Annotated in this window: 15 protein-coding genes; 12 read left to right on the top strand and 3 right to left on the bottom strand. The window is 37.5% G+C overall.

Annotated elements, in window-relative coordinates:
- Window positions 1-175 precede the first annotated feature (175 nt).
- Complete coding sequence (locus tag ABN099_RS06415) at window positions 176-2,449, top strand: phage head-binding domain-containing protein (protein WP_349463122.1); 2,274 nt, start codon at window positions 176-178, stop codon at window positions 2,447-2,449.
- Here the strand turns inward: ABN099_RS06415 and ABN099_RS06410 are convergent.
- Window positions 2,417-2,614 carry a DNA polymerase III subunit theta gene (locus ABN099_RS06410; protein WP_349462841.1) on the bottom strand — a complete coding sequence of 66 codons (198 nt, stop codon included), beginning with the start codon at window positions 2,612-2,614 and terminating at the stop codon, window positions 2,417-2,419. The two genes, ABN099_RS06415 and ABN099_RS06410, sit on opposite strands and share 33 nt — an antisense overlap.
- A gap of 452 nt (window positions 2,615-3,066) precedes the next feature.
- Between ABN099_RS06410 and ABN099_RS06405 the strand changes: the two genes are divergently transcribed.
- From ABN099_RS06405 to mlaA, 4 genes are all read left to right on the top strand, one after another.
- The gene (locus ABN099_RS06405) at window positions 3,067-3,654 is read left to right on the top strand and encodes a fused DSP-PTPase phosphatase/NAD kinase-like protein (protein WP_349462840.1); all 588 of its coding nucleotides are present in this window, start codon (window positions 3,067-3,069) and stop codon (window positions 3,652-3,654) included.
- A 142-nt stretch (window positions 3,655-3,796) separates the two neighbouring features.
- On the top strand, window positions 3,797-4,042 hold the full coding sequence (locus ABN099_RS06400; protein ID WP_349462839.1) for a GDCCVxC domain-containing (seleno)protein: 246 nt from the start codon (window positions 3,797-3,799) through the stop codon (window positions 4,040-4,042).
- Window positions 4,043-4,393: 351 nt separating this feature from the next.
- The gene (locus tag ABN099_RS06395; RefSeq protein ID WP_349462838.1) at window positions 4,394-5,290 is read left to right on the top strand and encodes an AAA family ATPase; all 897 of its coding nucleotides are present in this window, start codon (window positions 4,394-4,396) and stop codon (window positions 5,288-5,290) included.
- A gap of 214 nt (window positions 5,291-5,504) precedes the next feature.
- On the top strand, window positions 5,505-6,254 hold the full coding sequence (mlaA, locus tag ABN099_RS06390) for a phospholipid-binding lipoprotein MlaA (RefSeq protein WP_349462837.1): 750 nt from the start codon (window positions 5,505-5,507) through the stop codon (window positions 6,252-6,254).
- A gap of 72 nt (window positions 6,255-6,326) precedes the next feature.
- On the opposite strand, the gene fadL is transcribed toward mlaA, so the two are convergent.
- Window positions 6,327-7,634, bottom strand: coding sequence for a long-chain fatty acid transporter FadL (gene fadL / locus ABN099_RS06385; protein ID WP_349462836.1), 1,308 nt, complete (start codon window positions 7,632-7,634; stop codon window positions 6,327-6,329).
- Window positions 7,635-7,979: 345 nt separating this feature from the next.
- Here fadL and ABN099_RS06380 point away from each other — a divergent pair, with 345 nt between their 5' ends.
- From ABN099_RS06380 to sixA, 4 genes are all read left to right on the top strand, one after another.
- Complete coding sequence (locus ABN099_RS06380) at window positions 7,980-8,276, top strand: YfcZ/YiiS family protein (RefSeq protein WP_349462835.1); 297 nt, start codon at window positions 7,980-7,982, stop codon at window positions 8,274-8,276.
- Window positions 8,277-8,547: 271 nt separating this feature from the next.
- Window positions 8,548-9,852, top strand: coding sequence for an acetyl-CoA C-acyltransferase FadI (gene fadI / locus ABN099_RS06375; RefSeq protein WP_349462834.1), 1,305 nt, complete (start codon window positions 8,548-8,550; stop codon window positions 9,850-9,852).
- A complete protein-coding gene (fadJ, locus tag ABN099_RS06370; RefSeq protein ID WP_349462833.1) occupies window positions 9,852-12,020 on the top strand; it encodes a fatty acid oxidation complex subunit alpha FadJ in 2,169 nt (722 codons plus the stop codon). The genes fadI and fadJ overlap by 1 nt, the downstream gene beginning before the upstream one ends.
- 380 nt (window positions 12,021-12,400) lie before the next feature.
- Complete coding sequence (gene sixA / locus ABN099_RS06365) at window positions 12,401-12,877, top strand: phosphohistidine phosphatase SixA (protein WP_349462832.1); 477 nt, start codon at window positions 12,401-12,403, stop codon at window positions 12,875-12,877.
- Between the two features lie 47 nt (window positions 12,878-12,924).
- Here the strand turns inward: sixA and smrB are convergent, their stop codons facing one another.
- Entirely contained in the window at window positions 12,925-13,467 is a 543-nt protein-coding gene (gene smrB / locus ABN099_RS06360) for an endonuclease SmrB (RefSeq protein WP_349462831.1), read from the bottom strand.
- Window positions 13,468-14,086: 619 nt separating this feature from the next.
- Between smrB and prmB the strand changes: the two genes are divergently transcribed.
- From prmB to ABN099_RS06345, 3 genes are all read left to right on the top strand, one after another.
- Window positions 14,087-15,019 carry a 50S ribosomal protein L3 N(5)-glutamine methyltransferase gene (prmB, locus tag ABN099_RS06355; RefSeq protein WP_349462830.1) on the top strand — a complete coding sequence of 311 codons (933 nt, stop codon included), beginning with the start codon at window positions 14,087-14,089 and terminating at the stop codon, window positions 15,017-15,019.
- Between the two features lie 82 nt (window positions 15,020-15,101).
- Window positions 15,102-16,187, top strand: a complete 1,086-nt coding sequence (gene aroC / locus ABN099_RS06350) for a chorismate synthase (RefSeq protein WP_349462829.1) — start codon at window positions 15,102-15,104, stop codon at window positions 16,185-16,187.
- Between the two features lie 223 nt (window positions 16,188-16,410).
- Entirely contained in the window at window positions 16,411-17,211 is an 801-nt protein-coding gene (locus tag ABN099_RS06345; protein ID WP_349462828.1) for a sulfite exporter TauE/SafE family protein, read from the top strand.
- Window positions 17,212-17,228 lie beyond the last annotated feature (17 nt).

The following is a 17,228-nucleotide window of genomic DNA, read 5'->3' as shown; positions in this document are numbered from 1 at the left end:
TATATTTACTATTTTCATATTCGCTTCATAAGCCTATCTATTACATAATATAAACAGTAATTTTATTAACGTTGGAATTATGATGAATAGAAGGCAACTAATATCTAAATTATTTACAGGAACTTTAGCTTCTTTATTCGGAGTTAAGGTGTTCGGACATTTAAAGGAAAAAGACATGATTCCAAACGTTGTCGTCAGCATGCCATCACAATTATTCACTCTAGCAAGGAAGTTCCAGGCTGCTAGCAATGGAAGGATTTTTATTGGAAAGATTGATACTGATCCAGCATTACCAGAAAACCAAATTCAGGTTTATTTAGAAAATGAAGATGGGTCTCATATCCCTGTCGCACAACCTTTAATTATCAATCAGGCTGGGTTTCCTGTTTACAATGGGCAAATTGCTAAGTTTGTGACAGTTGAGGGTCACAGCATGGCGGTATATGACAGTTATGGAGAGCAGCAATTCTATTATCCGAATGTATTGAAGTATGACCCTGACCAGTTTGAAGAAAGAATAACCGCAGAGCTAAAGTCATTGTCAATTTATCACATACCCTCAATTGCAACCCTAACAAACCTTAACTATAAAAAAGGAAAGATATGGGAGAGCGGGCTAATTTCCAGCTCTGATAACTGGTTTGTATTCGACAATGGTGGCACGCCTGAAATATGGGATGGGGTTGGAACATTAGGGAATGAACCCGCTCATCCATTTCAGCGAATAGCAACAAAACCGCCTGTAATTAGAAAACCAGTTGTTACCAAACTATACATGCCTCAGCCAAAAGTTTGTTTCATTGATTTTCGCGCATCCAGTCAAATGAAATATATGGAGCTAGCATTCAGGGTTGGTGAGGTGGCGGAGGATATTAGCGTTGTATTGAAAGGCTTTTCATCATCAAAAGCGATAGAAATCAGTGAAAATCCTTCTGGTGTTGGCGTGATCTACGTTGCTCAGGATGATAAATCAGGAACTAATCCAGCCTATTTGAAAAGCGCAGTGACTACATCAATATCTAATGGCGAACTAACAGTAACCCTTGCTAAGTCATCAGCCCCTACTGGTAGATACTGCCGATTTTCTCTGCGCTGCGTTGATGCTGATGTGAGCTTTGATAAAGCTTATATGTATTTAGGGTCGAAAGTCGTCGCGCATTCAGCGTTATCTTGGATGGGGGTAGCAACATATCGCGAGTTCGTCGACTCTGATAGTAATTTTTCTGTTAAGTATCAAGTATCAGGAAGTAGTACTGTTGAACGAGATTCTTTACTAGCTATATCGATGCGAGGCGGTAATAGCTTCTTATCAGAGATAATGTCGCTAAGCAAAGCCTATGCGTATTACTCATCGGCTAAAGCGGTCATTAATAGATTTATGTTTGTCGATGGCGGGGCTTACTATGAGCCTTTACGCCAAAGACAGTGGATAATCCGAGGCGACTGTGACATTTGGGCTCCGAACGGAGCTACAATACTTGGGGGCGTTGAAATGAAAACTGGGGCATGGGTGCAGGTTGAAAATTCGAATAGGTCAACGCATTACTGCCCGTATGATGTTTCAACAAACCCAGACAGCGCAATCAGAAACGGAACTAAGCAGCCATTTGTCTATGTTGAGATGCAGACACGGTCAATTGAAAGTGCTTTTACTCGTGAGTTGAAAAACGTATCAAGTATTGATGCTGTTAAAAACACTGATTTTTCATACTACTTTGATCACTCTAACGGTAATTTATATTTCAGTTGGAATAAAGAAAACCAGAATGCCTATTTATATGTTTGTGAATCGGACTCAGTATTCTATAACGATGGAAATTTTAATGTAAACATTTGGGGGATCACAGCAAAAGCAGTAAAATTAAATTGCTTTGATTTTAGAAATGCGACGTATATTAATTCAGAATTTGGTGGTCCTATTGCAAAACTGTATGACTGTAATGCAAGCGTAGCATTTTCAGGTAACGGATTTAGCACAAATAACTATGACTGCGTCTTATACAACTGTAATGGAAAGTCTGTTGGCAATGATGGTGCTGGATTTCATAACAACGGGGTAAGTTATATCATTGGTGGAAGTTACTCGAATAACTCTGATGATGGTATTTCTCATCATGAAAATTGTGTAGGATGTGTCATTGGTTCTCATTTGAAATACAACGGAGCTGGTAACTCAACTCCAGCTTTTGGGGCTAAAGTATATCACTGGGATATTGTTAGCCGAAAAGCAAAAATGACGAAAACAAAACCTTACGCTGGAACCTTGGCTTGCATATCTGGTCAGGATTTTGACAAGACAGAGGCTTATTATTTTACATGTGATACTGATAATGGTTATTTTGCTGAATCTCAGCAGAGTGGAAAAATAGCCGATCTTCATGCATACAACAGATGTGGTGATGACATAAATATTACATCAACTCAATTCACAAATATTTTCAAATCGTAGTTTTAATCGATCATTAAAGTACGTTCTCAAATGTGCTGGTTGTTGTCGTTCAACTTCGGACGCAGCAACTGGCATGTTGAGGCGTTCTTTATATGCGACACCTGAAGCAGCCAAGTCGACATTAATCTTGTCTTTTTCTTCTTGAGTTAGGTTTGCGAGGTTCATAACGGGTCCAGTTAGTTTTTGGAGAGTATAGCAGGGTGTGGAATTAAAAAATCAGAGGTGGTATAAAAGTATCACCTTTCTCACAGATTCGATCTCCAAATCAATTTCATTTTCCCTAATTGGGTAAAATTATGGGTAAATTATTTAAAGTTTCGTAATTTATCGCTATAAATCAACGTAATAACCATTGATTGTGAAGTCTGTAGGGAACGCCAGTCGCTTTTCTCGCCTAACCATCAAAGATATTTATTTTTATCTTCAAGAAGATAATCCAAAATTTATTTTTTAATAAGTCTTTTATCTAGCCTTATGATAAAACTTATTGAGAATATAAAAAATCACACTATGATTAAGAAGTTTAAATAAAATAGTAGCTTAATTGCTGTAATAAAATAAGTAAAACCAACTAATATATGATGATAAATAAAATACATTCAAAGGGTTAAGTTTATATGGATATAAAATCAATTAATTGTGTTCGGTATTTAAAATTCTTTTTATTTGCTTATTTCTTTTTACTGATGGGATGCAGTTCTAGACCTACTGATATGCTTGTACCTCCTGAAAATTTTCATCAAGTTTCAGCGCAAGTTTATCGTTCTGGTCAACCAATGAAGGGTGAAATGAAGTGGTTAGCGTCACAGGGAATTAAAACAGTGATTAATTTACGCCAATACCACAGCGATAGCGATGATGTTGAAGGCACTCAGCTTGAGACGTTTCAAGTAAGAATGAATGCAAAAAAAATTACGAATGAAGATGTAATTACAGTATTACGTAAAATAAATAGCACATCAGATCCGGTATTAGTTCACTGCTGGCATGGAAGTGATCGTACCGGAACAATTATTGCGATGTATCGTCTTGTATTTGAAGATTGGACTAAAGAACAAGCAATTGCCGAATTACGAAAAAAAGAGTACGGATACCATGAAACCTTTTTCCCTAATATTATTCAATATATAGAAGAAGCTGATATTCCTACATTGAAACAGCAGGTTTTTGGTAACGATACATCTATAGATACCTCTATAAAATAGATTTTGATATCTATTAATGACGTGCTTTTTCTTAGTATTAAGAAAATAGCACTTATTATTGATTTAATATCAAACACCATAAAGAAAATTAGGGTAGATTGAGGCAATAAACAAGATTGGTAACAGCAACTACGGTAAGAATATGTCTAATAGCCAAATTACGTTAATTTCAGAAATTACTTGTCCAAAGTGTAATCATACCCAAGCAGAAACAATGCCAACAGATGCTTGTCAGTGGTTTTATGAGTGTACGCATTGCCACACATTATTAAAACCATTAGCAGGAGATTGCTGCGTTTTTTGTTCTTATGGAACAGTACCTTGCCCACCAATTCAAGAAGCAAAATTAGCAGGTAAACCCTCTTGCTGCTGCCAGCATAAAAAATAATGTCTTTACCTATAACAATGATAAAAAACAGTTGTTATTTCAAGAGGAAAGTAAGCTATTAAATAGTATGTATGGCTAAGTGAAGTGTAATGTAATAAAGGTGTTGATAAGTTTTATAAAGTAAAAACAAATGAAATAAGTAAACTATGACTTGTATAAAAAATATTTTATTGCTAGATTAAATTTAGTCTATTTATAAGGTTATTTATCTTATGTTATATATAACAACCTCTCCGAGTATTATTATTACCATCACTTAGTGGTGGGGATTGGTTGTATTTAAACCCGCCAGATAAGCGGGTTTTTTATTTACTCCTTGTCTGACATAAATTTATAGATAAGGAATAAAATATGTTTTCTGAATCTGAAGTAAATCAACATACCCTATCGCTGACTCAATTAATTACTGATGCAGACCGCGCTATTACAGAAGAGAACTTTGACTTCTTAATCCATTTCTACACCGAAAATGGCACTTTAGTCGTTAAAGAAGATTTAAATATTTCAGGAAAATCAGCACTAAAAAAAGCCTTTATGGCGATAGCGGAATTTTTTAATCACTCACTCTATGTGTCTCAAGGTAAGGTTAAGGTCATTTTTGGTGAAGATTGTGCATTAGTGCTCGCTGAAACGCTGTTGCATGCCAAAATGCCGAATGGCACTGATTTTGATACAGTAAGAGAAGCAACTTATGTTTTTAAGTTGGTTGATAATCGATGGTTATGTGTCATTGATAATTCTTATGGTACTGACTTATTAAAATCAACATCAGATGTACGCTTACATTTTTTATGTGGAAAAATAGCTTCAGGTAAATCAACCTTAGCTAAAGTACTTTCAAATCATCCAAGAACAGTATTAATTAATGAAGATGAGTGGTTATCGCAGCTTTTCCCAAATCAAATAAAAACAGTGGCAGATTATATTGAGAAAAGTGAGCTTGTTAAAAATGTTTTAGCCGTACATGTTGCAAATCTTCTTAATGCCGGAAACAGCGTTGTTATGGATTTTCCCGCGAATACTCCAAACCAACGTCGTTGGCTTAAATCTTTAGCAGATAATAAGGGAATACCTTATTTATTTCATGTGCTGAAGGTGGATAATAGTGAGTGTAAAAAAAGGTTATTGTTGCGTAACCAACACAATGAAAACCCATTTAAAACAACAGAAACTGAATTCGATCTTATTACTCAGCATTTTTCTTATCCTGATCCATCTGAAGGTTTGAATCAGAAAGAATATGACTGATTTAAAAAAATGTAGCTTATTTTTTATATTAGCCGAGATAACAGGGATAATATTGTAATTTAGCTCAATCGGATAAACTCAAAAACTGAATTATCTTATAAGATCAACACCTAATAAAAGTATCACTTATTGCCCGTTGACAGTATTATGTATAAAGTTAATGGATATGCAAAATATAATGCTATTCATAATAAAATAGCTAGCGGAGAACATTATGAAGTATCGCCTGTGCGGTGTTGCGCTTTCAATCGCCTTACTTTCAGGATGTGCAAGTTCCTCTAATAATGGGGATGGGCGTTCTGATCCATTGGAAGGATTCAACCGCCAGATGTTTGATTTTAACTATTATGTTTTAGATCCCTATATTTTGCGCCCGGTGGCTGTTGTTTGGCGTGATTATGTGCCACCACCAGCACGCAATGGTTTATCTAATTTTTTAGGTAACCTAGAAGAGCCAGCAAGTATGCTAAATAGTGTATTACGTGGTGATTTTGAGAAAGGCGCTAAACATTTTGGTCGTTTCTGGATTAATACTGTCTTTGGCATTGGTGGCTTAATTGATGTCGCGGGTATGTCTAAAGAATCGATGGAAAAAGAAGTTCCAATGCGCTTTGGTAGTACATTAGGACATTATGGTATGGATTATGGTCCTTATGTTGTATTACCGGGCTATGGTAGCCTTACCGTTCGTGAAGAGGGCGGTAATTTAGCTGATGTTACTTATCCTGTACTCAGTTATCTTACATTTTGGATGTCAGCAGGAAAATGGGCATTGGAAGGAATCGAAACACGTGCTCAATTACTCGATTCAGATGCTATTTTGCAAAATTCATCAGATCCGTATTTGATGATGCGCGAAGCTTATTTCCAACGAAATGACTTTATTGCCAATGGCGGAGAGTTAAAACCTAATGATAATCCTAATGCAAAAGCGATTGAGGATGATCTAGATTCTATCGACTAAGATTCAGTATGTTGATAAATAAAAAATGGTCTTTTTCAAGACCATTTTTTTCGGGTAAAAATAAAAAACGGATTAGAAGCGATAGTTAAAGTTCATACCGTATAACCATGCCTTACCTGTTGCATCAAATTCATAAGGTGGCAAAGGTGCATTTTCAGATAGTTTTTCTTTAATATTCACTTTACGTCCATGCATATAGGCTAAACCTACATCGACAGACATATCTTTGTTAAATGCATAGGTTGCTCCTGCACTTAACCAGAAACGGTCTTGGTCTGGAATAGAGATAGAGCGTTTGTTAGCGGGTACTGGGCTATCATCAAAGGCGACACCAGTACGGAATGTCCAATTATCGTTGTGATAATAGGTTGTCCCTATTGCCATACGCCATGCATCACGGAAACCTTCTTCTTTTATGAACAGTTGTTGACCATCACTTTTACGTGTTGCTCTTAACTCTTCAAAAGTACTCCAGCTAGTGTAAGCGAAGTTATAGTGAACCGCCCATTTTGGTGCTACACGATGATAAGCGGCAAATTCCCAAATTTCAGGTAAATTAAGGTCTAGTTTACCAGCAACGGTTTCACCATTGGTGCCAATGATACCAATGCCTTCAAGTGTAGGATGTGGTGGTAAATCATTTTGGTATTCACCATCGTTAAATTTCACTTTAACCTTAGAACGGTAAGTGAAGCTAACACGGTTATCTTCATCAAACTCATATAATAATCCCGCATTCCAACCAAAGCCCCATGCATCACCTTTTAGTTGAGCAACACGAGCGGATGGCGAAACAGGGAACCCGATTAAACCAGGTAATTCTCCAGCATGACGAGTGATTTCAGCATCAGCATACAGAGCATTTAAACCTAAACCGACGCTAAATTGGTTATTAACACGATAACCTGCCGCTAAGTTTAAGTTCATGGTTTTTAAATCCGTCTTTCCACCAATGACACCCGCTGGGTAATCTTTCTTGAAATCGGTCGCTAAACCAAAGTTAGTTGTGCCAGATGCACCAATTGCCCATTTGTCGTTAATTGGGGCAACAAAGTGAATGTTAGGGACTAATGCGCTTGGTGCAATATCATCCGCACTTGTATTTGCACCAGTTAGTGGTGATTTACCTTTGATATCGACGCTTGGGTTAATATGAATAGCACCCACTGAAAATTCAGGGCGGTCAAACATAGTGAGTGCGGCTGGGTTTCGGCTACCTACGCTTGCGTCATCTGCAATAACGCCTTCCCCTGAAAATGCACGACCTAGTGCTGAAGTAGAATATTCATTTAACTGAAAACCGGCAGCGCCTGCTTGAGAGGAGATAGCTCCTACAAAGGCAGCTAGTGCTGTGCGAGTAAACAGGTTTTTACGGTTCATGACCTAAACCCTCATAATTTTTTTAAGTTAGTGACTTCTGATTAGAAGCGCTGGATTTTAGGTGCGGTTGTCGTTATGACAAATCAGACCAGTTGCTTAAGTATAAAGTTGAACAACGTAAATGTTGCAAGCATGTTTTATTAATATTGCCATTTTGATTTCAAAATTGAGAAGTGATTAACATATTTTTTACAAAACGTGTCGATAAAGATGTTTTTGATTGTTAAATAAACAGTAGAATCAATTTTTTTTGTAAAAGTGTAAAATAATTTGAGCTAAAGCAGTTTATTTTATTTTTTTGCGATTATGATAGATAATTAACATTTCTTTCGTTGGGAGAGTAAAATGGCAGACGCAATTAATCGTTGTAGTGCAGAAGAAACAGCTGCTTGCTGTTGTGTAGATGTGGGAACCATTATCGATAACAAAAACTGTACTGCTTCATATGAACATATCTTTTCTGATAAAGCACAAGCTGAAGCAATGTTCGCGCAATTGAGTGCAAAAGCACAATCAACAGCTTCAGAACCTTGCCAAATAACGCATAAATTTTCTGACGTTGATGGTGGTGTTCAATTAACGGCTGACTTCACTTTCTCTTGTGAAGCTGAAAACTTAATTTTCCAGTTGGCATTACGTTAATCTACTGAAAGTAAATAAAACTAAGGCTGTTGAATATCAACAGCCTTTTTATATCCAGCCTTTTTATATCCAGCCTATTATTCACCCTATATTTCATCGTTATTTATCACTCCTTTTTACTATTATTTGAGACTTTCAGGCATTTGAAAGAAATAATGCGCGTCAACTCCCACTTCTCATAAAATGATGTTTCTGATAAGTGAAAAATTTGTTAACACTATTATCAGGTCAGACCTCTTTGGTGTTATGGGATCAATTTTCAGGAGTCGTTATGAAGTCATCAACTAACAGTGCTGTAAAAGATCGCATTGCTATTGTAAGTGGTTTACGTTTACCTTTTGCAAAACAAGCGACGACATACAGAGGGATCCCTGCTGTTGAATTGGGGCGAACAGTTGTACAAGAGTTAGTTCTTCGCAATGAAATTCCACCGGAGCTAATTGATCAACTGGTTTTTGGACAAGTTGTTCAAACGCCAGAAGCCCCCAATATTGCAAGAGAAATTGTTCTTGGTGCAGGGTTAAGTGTTAAAACTGATGCTTATAGTGTGACGAGAGCTTGTGCAACAAGTTTTCAAGCAATAGCCAATGTTGCTGAAAGTATGTTTGCAGGTCATGTTTCTGTGGGAATTGCTGGTGGTGCGGATTCCTCTTCTGTTTTACCTATTGGTGTTAGCAGAAAACTGGCTGATGTATTACTCAGTTTAAATAAAGCTAAAACGTTAGGTCAAAAATTAAGTTACTTAAGTCAGTTAAGACCTCGTGATTTATTACCTGTTGCTCCTGCTGTTGCTGAATACTCGACAGGGTTACGCATGGGCGATACCGCAGAACAAATGGCGAAGACTTATCATATTTCAAGGGTTGCACAAGATGAATTAGCGCATCGTTCTCATCAACTTGCAGCTAAAGCATGGGAAATGGGAAAATTAAATGATGAAGTCATGACCGCATTTTTTCCTCCTTACAGGGAAGGTTTTCATCAAGATAATAATATCCGCAAAAACTCCGTATTAGACTCTTATGCCAAGTTAAAACCCGCTTTTGATAGACGTCATGGCAGTGTTACCGCAGCAAATAGTACGCCGTTAACTGATGGCGCTGCTGCTGTGCTAATGATGAAAGAGTCGGTTGCTAAGAGTTTGGGGTATCAACCATTAGGTTATCTTCGTAGTTATGCTTTTACGGCAACTGATGTATGGAAAGATATGCTATTAGGTCCTTCATATGCCACACCTTTGGCTCTTTCTAGAGCAGGACTTGCTCTTAGTGATTTAACCTTAATTGATATGCATGAAGCTTTTGCTGCTCAAACTTTGAGTAACTTAACGTTATTTGCTAGCGAACGATTCGCCAAAGAGCAGCTTGGGTTATCTAAAGCAATTGGTGAGGTGGATATGGATAAATTTAACGTATTAGGTGGCTCAATCGCTTATGGACATCCATTTGCTGCAACAGGCGCTAGAATGGTCACACAGACACTACACGAGCTTAAGCGTCGAGGTGGTGGGTTTGGGTTAACAACAGCCTGTGCGGCTGGTGGATTGGGTGCTGCAATGATTTTGGAGGTGGAATAATGGACTTACAACAAACAAAAGAGACCACGCCAGAAATATTACCCGTGTTCCAATTTTCAGTACGTACAGACAAAGTCGGAATTATTAGCATTGATGTGGTTGGTGAAAAAGTAAACACCTTAAAAGCGGAGTTTGTTGAACAGTTCCAAGGTGTTTTAAAACAAGCACAACAACATTCAGGTGTAAAAGGGTTAATTATTACATCCGGTAAACCAGACTGCTTTATTGCTGGTGCAGATATATCAATGATTGCAGGGTGTAAAACAAAAGAAGAGGCAAGTGCTTTAGCAAAAGCTGGGCAAGATCTCTTTACTCAACTTGAGAACTATCCATTACCTGTTGTTGCTGCAATTAATGGTGCATGTCTTGGGGGCGGGCTTGAGTTAGCTTTAGCTTGTCATGGACGCATTTGCTCTGATAACAGCAAAACACGCTTAGGTTTGCCAGAAGTTCAATTGGGTCTGCTTCCAGGCTCTGGTGGAACACAGCGCTTACCTCGACTAATTGGTGTAACTGCGGCATTAGATTTAATTCTGACAGGAAAGCAAGTCAATGCTAAACGCGCATTAAAACTGGGTATTGCAGACGATGTTGTATCCCAAGATATTTTATTAGATGTTGCTGCAAAGTGGATTTTATCAGGCAAAAAAGGGCAGAAAAAACATTCAATGCTTGAGCGATTTTGGGCTAATACCACGTTGGGGCGTAATATTTTATTTGGGCAAGCTAAAAAACGGATTTTAGCGAAAACGAAAGGGCATTACCCTGCGGCTGAACGTATCTTGAGTGTGATAGAAAGAGGGCTTGAAAAAGATATCCAAGCAGGTTTTAAAGAAGAAGCAAATGCGTTTGGTGAATTAGCAATGACACCTGTTTCATCGGCGTTGCGACATCTCTTTTTTGCATCAACAGCACTAAAAAATGAAACCGGTGCTAACGAAAAGCCAGCTCTATTAAAGCATGTTGGTATTTTAGGTGGGGGATTAATGGGTGGTGGTATCGCTTTTGTCACTGCAACCAAAGGAAATTTACCTGCCAGAATTAAAGATATAAGCGACAAGGGTATTGCTCAGGCGCTTAACTATAGTTGGAAAGCACTCTCTTCAAGAGTGAAGAAAAAAAGATTATTACCTCGCGAACGTCAGCGTCAAATGGGGTTATTATCGGGTACGCTAGACTACAGTGGTTTTCATCAATCTACTATTGTGGTTGAAGCGGTATTTGAGGATCTTGCCTTAAAGCAAACCATGGTTGCTGAAATTGAAAAAATAGGTGAAGGAAAAATTATTTTTGCTTCAAATACTTCATCTCTGCCTATCCACAAAATTGCAGAAACAGCAAAATATCCAGAAAATGTGATTGGACTTCACTACTTTAGCCCAGTAGAAAAAATGCCATTGGTTGAAGTGATCCCTCATGAAAATACCAATGAAAAGACGATTGCAACCACTGTCGCTTTTGCAAAAAAACAAGGAAAGGTTGCTATTGTGGTGGGAGATAAGCCCGGTTTTTATGTTAACCGCATTTTGGCACCCTATATCAGCGAGGCGTTAACTTGTTTAGTTCAAGGTGAGCCAATTGAGAATATTGATAAAGCATTAGTCCAATTTGGTTTTCCTGTAGGACCCATTCAATTATTAGATGAAGTTGGTATTGATATAGGTACAAAAATCACACCTATTTTAGTTAACGCATTTGGTGAGCGGTTTACTTCACCACCAGCAGTAGACGCGATTATTGCTGATGATAGAAAAGGGCGTAAAAATGGTCGTGGTTTTTATCTTTATGCTCGTCATGGGTTGCCATCACTGTTAGGTAAAACGAAAAAACGTCCTGATCCTGCGATTTATCGACTATTAAATATTAAGCCAAAGAGTCAATTATCGGCTTCAGAAATTACAGAGCGCTGTTTATTGCTCATGCTTAATGAGTCTGTTCGCTGTTTAGAAGAAAACATTATTAAACAACCAAGAGATGGCGATATTGGCGCTGTTTTTGGTATCGGTTTTCCGCCTTTCTTTGGCGGTCCTTTCCGCTATATGGATAGCATGGGAACCACTAAAGTGGCAGAAAAACTCAATCAGCTTGCCGAACAATATGGTGAAAAATATCGTCCTTGTGAACGATTAATAGAAATGGCTAAACGTAATGAACGTTTCTATGACTAGACTATTCGCTATTTTTTTAATTTGTCACAATAGTTAGAATTAAGGCGCTTATGCGCCTTTTTTCTTTTCTCGTTTGAGTCAGATTAAGAATTGATGAATTTTTAATGGAAAATAGAGTCAAAACTGTTAATCATAGGGAGATATGGCAAAATAGTTTTTCGGCAATGTATTTAAAAATGATGTTTTTCAAAATAATATTCTGAAAAACAAAATTAGATGTTTAGATTAATGAGTGTAATTCAGCAATTAAAATAGCATTATTTCAAATTGTGGCATTCAATAACCTTTGTGGAAATATGTTAGTTTACGTCGATTGAATAACATCTTAGAGCTAATTAAAGCTCGTAATTACAAAAATAAAATAGGTTTAATAATTTACTATGCAAATTTTTATTATGCGCCACGGAGAAGCTGCACTTGATGCTGCAAGTGATGCAGTTCGCCCACTAACAGAGCGTGGGCAGCAAGAATCAATAAAAATGGCACAATGGATGACCCAGCAAAATCATAAAATTGATTATGTTCTTGTTAGCCCTTTTTTACGTGCTCAACAAACATTTAATGCAGTAAAAACAGGATTAGCATTACCTAATAAAGTTGAAACTGACGATGGGCTTATTCCTGGTGGTAATCCAGACCATGTTGCTCACTATTTACGAGCATTAGGTGATGCGGGTTATCAAAATATTTTGGTTATCTCACACTTACCTTTGGTGGGATATGTTGTTGCAGAACTTTGCCCTTCTGTGTGTGCACCTATGTTTTCTACATCAACCATCGCTTGTGTTGATTTTGACCTTACTAAAGGTGCTGGTGCACTATTGTGGCAAGTTTCGCCATCAGCACTAAATCAGTAATTTTGTTGGGTAAAAACGAATAAATTTAAGTTATACCACTTTGGGGTTTAGCGGCGAGCAGTATCATCATTTTCAACTAAGAGTAATAAAGCAGCATCGCCACCCCACTCTTTAGGGGCTTGATGAAAAGCAATAACATCAGGATGTTGAGCTAACCAAAGTGGCGTTTGTTGTTTTAAAATATGTTTACCGTGACCATGCATAATACAGGCGCAGTAAACATGTTCACGTCTACATGCTGCAATTAATGCACCAATTTCTTGTTTAGCAATAAGTTGGGTAAGCCCATGTAAATCTAAAAAGAACTCTGGTGCATAATCGCCTCTACGTAACTTTTTTAGTTCATAGGCATTTGCACCTTCTCGTAAATAGCGAGTCGGTCCTTCCGTTGCTAAATTAGGCTGAAACTCATCTGAAAAGTAGTATGAGGCATCCACTTGCTCTTGTTGCAATCGCTCAACGGCATAATGCATCACTTTTTTGCGTCTAGGTGAATGGACAATTTTATCTTGTGGTAATTTTTTAGTGCCTTTTACCATTTCTTTAAATAACTCAAGATCAGATGTTTGCAAAGTCAATTTTTTGTTCATTTTTTTCGGTGCTTCATAGTGTTATCTATTTTATAAGACAATAGTACATGAAATAGTTGCAGATATAAAAAAGTTATACGCTAAAAATTTGAACAAAAAAAGGCAGGGAATTTACCCTGCCGAAATAGTCACATAGCTAGCAAATATGGGTGTTTCATGAACATATATTGAGTTCATGGTGTTATCTGAACATAAAACAAGCTCAGTACTTCTATCTATCAATTCAGTTTGCAGTAAAGATAAAGTTTATTGATATCGTTAAGGACTCTCTTTTTCTTATATTTGCACTAGATGGCTGAATATAAGTGTAAATAACATAAAAAGTACCATTGGCGTATCTTAGTTACTACATAACGGGTTCTATTATTAGTATGGTCGCCATTTCTATATTTTCTAATGAAAGGTAAATTATAAGTTTATTAGGCTAATTATTGATGAAATTCTTGTTATCTAATTTGTTTTTTGTTGGTATTTTAGTTTTTAAATCTAATGGTGTTTTGTGAGATGTAATTCTGTTGTGTAAATAGTATGAAGTTGTATTTTTTTATTATTCACCGCTGATTTATCATCATCTTCATGGCAAACTACACACTTTCCATTTATTCAGAGGACAACGGTTTTGGATATAACAACAAAAGAAGAAGCGATAGCTGATTTAAGCACGATCCTAGATATGTTACGCTGGGCTATGAGTCAATTTAACTCATCTGATATTTATTATGGCCACGGTACGGATAACGCTTGGGATGAAGCCTTACAGCTAGTATTACCTACGCTTTCACTTCCTTTGGATGTGCCAGATGCCTTATTATCAACACGACTCACCACCTCTGAAAAGATAGCTATCATTGAGCTTATTGAAAGCCGAATTGAACAAAAAATTCCTGTGCCTTATTTAACTCATCGTTCATGGTTTTGTGGTCATGAGTTTTATGTAGATGAACGAGTGCTAATTCCGCGTTCACCAATAGGCGAATTAATTAATAATCATTTTGATGGGCTAATTCAAAACGAACCTGCACGTATTTTAGATTTATGTACAGGAAGCGCATGTATCGCAATTGCTTGTGCCCATGAATTTGAAGAAGCTGAAGTCGATGCAGTAGATATCTCTGAAGATGCTTTAGAAGTGGCTCAATTTAATATTGAAAACCATGGGTTAATTCATCGCGTCTATCCAATGCAGTCCGATTTATTCAGTGAGATAGTGCCAACACCTTACGATATTATTGTAACAAATCCACCCTATGTAGATGCTGAAGATATGGGTGATTTACCTGATGAATATCATATCGAGCCTGAACTCGCGCTTTCTTCAGGTATTGATGGTCTTGATATCACGCGTCAAATTCTATTAAACGCACCAAATTATCTTAATGAAAAAGGTATTTTAGTGTGTGAAGTGGGTAATAGTATGGTGCATCTTATTGAACAATATCCAGAAGTGCCTTTCACATGGCTTGAGTTCGAAAATGGTGGTCTAGGTGTCTTTATGCTGACTCGTGAGCAGTTAGTGGAGTTTTCAGACAGCTTTTCAACGGATAAACGTTGATGTAATAGTTTCTAGGCGTTAGATTGTTATTCTTGCAATAACATAATGATAACATCACACAGCTCAAGACAGGAATAACGGGATGGCAGGAAATAGTATCGGACAATTGTTTAGAGTGACCACCTTTGGCGAGTCACATGGTATAGCTCTCGGATGCATTGTTGATGGTGTACCACCAGGATTACCATTAACAGAAGCTGATTTACAAGGTGATCTGGATAGACGACGCCCTGGTACTTCTCGCTATACAACCCAACGCCGTGAACCTGATCAAGTTCGTATCTTGTCGGGTGTTTTTAATGGTGTCACAACGGGTACAAGCATTGGCTTATTGATTGAAAATACCGATCAACGTTCTCAAGACTACAGTGAAATTAAAGATGTTTTTCGCCCAGGACACGCTGATTATACTTATGAACAGAAGTATGGTTTACGTGATTACCGTGGTGGTGGACGTTCTTCAGCGCGTGAAACTGCAATGCGTGTTGCCGCTGGAGCCATTGCTAAAAAATACCTTAAAGAGAAATTTGGTATTGAAATTCGTGGTTGTTTAACACAATTAGGACCTATTGAGTGTGAGATTGTTGATTGGTCCATTGTTGAAACAAATCCCTTCTTCTGCCCTGATCCTTCACGTTTAGATGCTCTAGATGAATATATGAGAGCGTTAAAAAAAGAAGGAAATTCAATAGGTGCAAAAGTTACTGTTATTGCTGATGGTGTTCCCGCTGGATGGGGGGAGCCAGTGTTTGATCGTCTAGATGCTGAGCTTGCTCATGCATTAATGAGCATTAATGCCGTTAAAGGCATTGAGATTGGTGATGGTTTTGGTGTGGTGACGCTTAAAGGCACTGAAAATCGTGATGAAATCACAAAAGAGGGTTTTAGCAGTAATCATGCTGGTGGTATTTTAGGTGGAATAAGTAGTGGGCAACCTATTGTTGCACATATCGCTTTAAAACCGACATCAAGCATTACTATTGCAGGTAAAACCATTAATCGTGATGGTGACGAAGTCGAAATGATAACGAAAGGTCGTCACGACCCTTGTGTTGGTATTCGCGCTATTCCAATAGCCGAAGCAATGATGGCAATTGTTTTACTTGATCATGCGTTACGCCAACGTGGTCAATGCGGTGATGTAACACCACCATTAATGCAGTGGTAATGATAAATAATTTAATCCATATAATTATCAGTTATGTGGATTAACTTTTATTTCGCGTTTGGTTTTATGCTTTTTTATATTTAGTTTTCTGTTCTTTATATAGGTGTGAGCGCCTAAAATTATTATGCTCAGATCGTGTTGCTGTTCTTTTGTTTTTACATAATAAAACGGCAATATCTTCAGCAACACGTCCCCTTCATCTCTGATTAATTCGGATAGATAAATGGATTGGCTATTTTCAGAGGGCATCTACCTTCTCCTATTTTTTATTGCGATGATTGCAGGTTTTATTGATTCTATTGCTGGTGGCGGTGGGCTTATTACTATTCCGGCATTACTTTCAGTAGGAATATCTCCAGTACAAGCATTAGCGACAAATAAACTGCAATCTGTTGGTGGCTCTTTTTCGGCAACACTCTATTTTATACGTCGCAGAGTGATTGATTTAAAATCACAACGATTTGCCATTTTGATGACTTTCATCGGTGCTGTTTCAGGTGCCATGTTGGTGCAATTTATTAATCCAGAGCTCCTTAAACAAGCACTTCCTATTCTCACCATTGCTATTGGTCTCTATTTCCTACTCACACCTTCGATTGGAGCCCAAGACAGTAAACAACGAATTGGCTACTATACGTTTGGTGCTGTGCTTGGTGGTGGCGTCGGTTTTTATGATGGTATTTTCGGACCAGGAACAGGCTCTTTTTTCGCTTTAGGTTATGTCATGTTACTTGGATATAATCTCTCAAAAGCGACGGCTCATGCAAAGTTACTTAACTTCACCTCTAATTTTGGTTCCTTGCTGTTTTTTATTATTGGTGGGCAAGTTATTTGGACTATTGGTTTAGTTATGCTCTGTGGGCAATTTATTGGTGCTCGCTTAGGTGCAGGGTTAGTGTTAACAAAAGGACAAAAATTAATAAGACCTATGCTAGTCATTATCTCCTTTTTGATGAGCATCAAACTTATTCATGATAATCATGGCGATACTATTGCACTTTGGTTCTCTGCGCTTTTTAAATAGGAATAAATGGTTTTTAA

The sequence above is a fragment of the Proteus hauseri genome (genome assembly GCF_040139125.1).
Taxonomy (GTDB): Bacteria; Pseudomonadota; Gammaproteobacteria; order Enterobacterales; family Enterobacteriaceae; genus Proteus; species Proteus hauseri_B.
The sequence above is the reverse complement of the archived record's forward strand: the minus strand, read 5'-3'. Positions and strand labels throughout refer to the sequence as shown.

Bases quoted from the DNA above. Each gene is read 5' to 3' on its own strand.
- sixA (WP_349462832.1), top strand. From the start codon at position 12,401: ATGCAAATTTTTATTATGCGCCACGGAGAAGCTGCACTTGATGCTGCA.
- ABN099_RS06400 (WP_349462839.1), top strand. From the start codon at position 3,797: ATGTCTAATAGCCAAATTACGTTAATTTCAGAAATTACTTGTCCAAAG.
- fadL (WP_349462836.1), bottom strand. From the start codon at position 7,634: ATGAACCGTAAAAACCTGTTTACTCGCACAGCACTAGCTGCCTTTGTA.
- mlaA (WP_349462837.1), top strand. From the start codon at position 5,505: ATGAAGTATCGCCTGTGCGGTGTTGCGCTTTCAATCGCCTTACTTTCA.
- ABN099_RS06345 (WP_349462828.1), top strand. From the start codon at position 16,411: ATGGATTGGCTATTTTCAGAGGGCATCTACCTTCTCCTATTTTTTATT.
- ABN099_RS06380 (WP_349462835.1), top strand. From the start codon at position 7,980: ATGGCAGACGCAATTAATCGTTGTAGTGCAGAAGAAACAGCTGCTTGC.
- ABN099_RS06410 (WP_349462841.1), bottom strand. From the start codon at position 2,614: ATGAACCTCGCAAACCTAACTCAAGAAGAAAAAGACAAGATTAATGTC.
- ABN099_RS06405 (WP_349462840.1), top strand. From the start codon at position 3,067: ATGGATATAAAATCAATTAATTGTGTTCGGTATTTAAAATTCTTTTTA.
- ABN099_RS06415 (WP_349463122.1), top strand. From the start codon at position 176: ATGATTCCAAACGTTGTCGTCAGCATGCCATCACAATTATTCACTCTA.
- ABN099_RS06395 (WP_349462838.1), top strand. From the start codon at position 4,394: ATGTTTTCTGAATCTGAAGTAAATCAACATACCCTATCGCTGACTCAA.
- fadI (WP_349462834.1), top strand. From the start codon at position 8,548: ATGAAGTCATCAACTAACAGTGCTGTAAAAGATCGCATTGCTATTGTA.
- smrB (WP_349462831.1), bottom strand. From the start codon at position 13,467: ATGAACAAAAAATTGACTTTGCAAACATCTGATCTTGAGTTATTTAAA.
- fadJ (WP_349462833.1), top strand. From the start codon at position 9,852: ATGGACTTACAACAAACAAAAGAGACCACGCCAGAAATATTACCCGTG.
- aroC (WP_349462829.1), top strand. From the start codon at position 15,102: ATGGCAGGAAATAGTATCGGACAATTGTTTAGAGTGACCACCTTTGGC.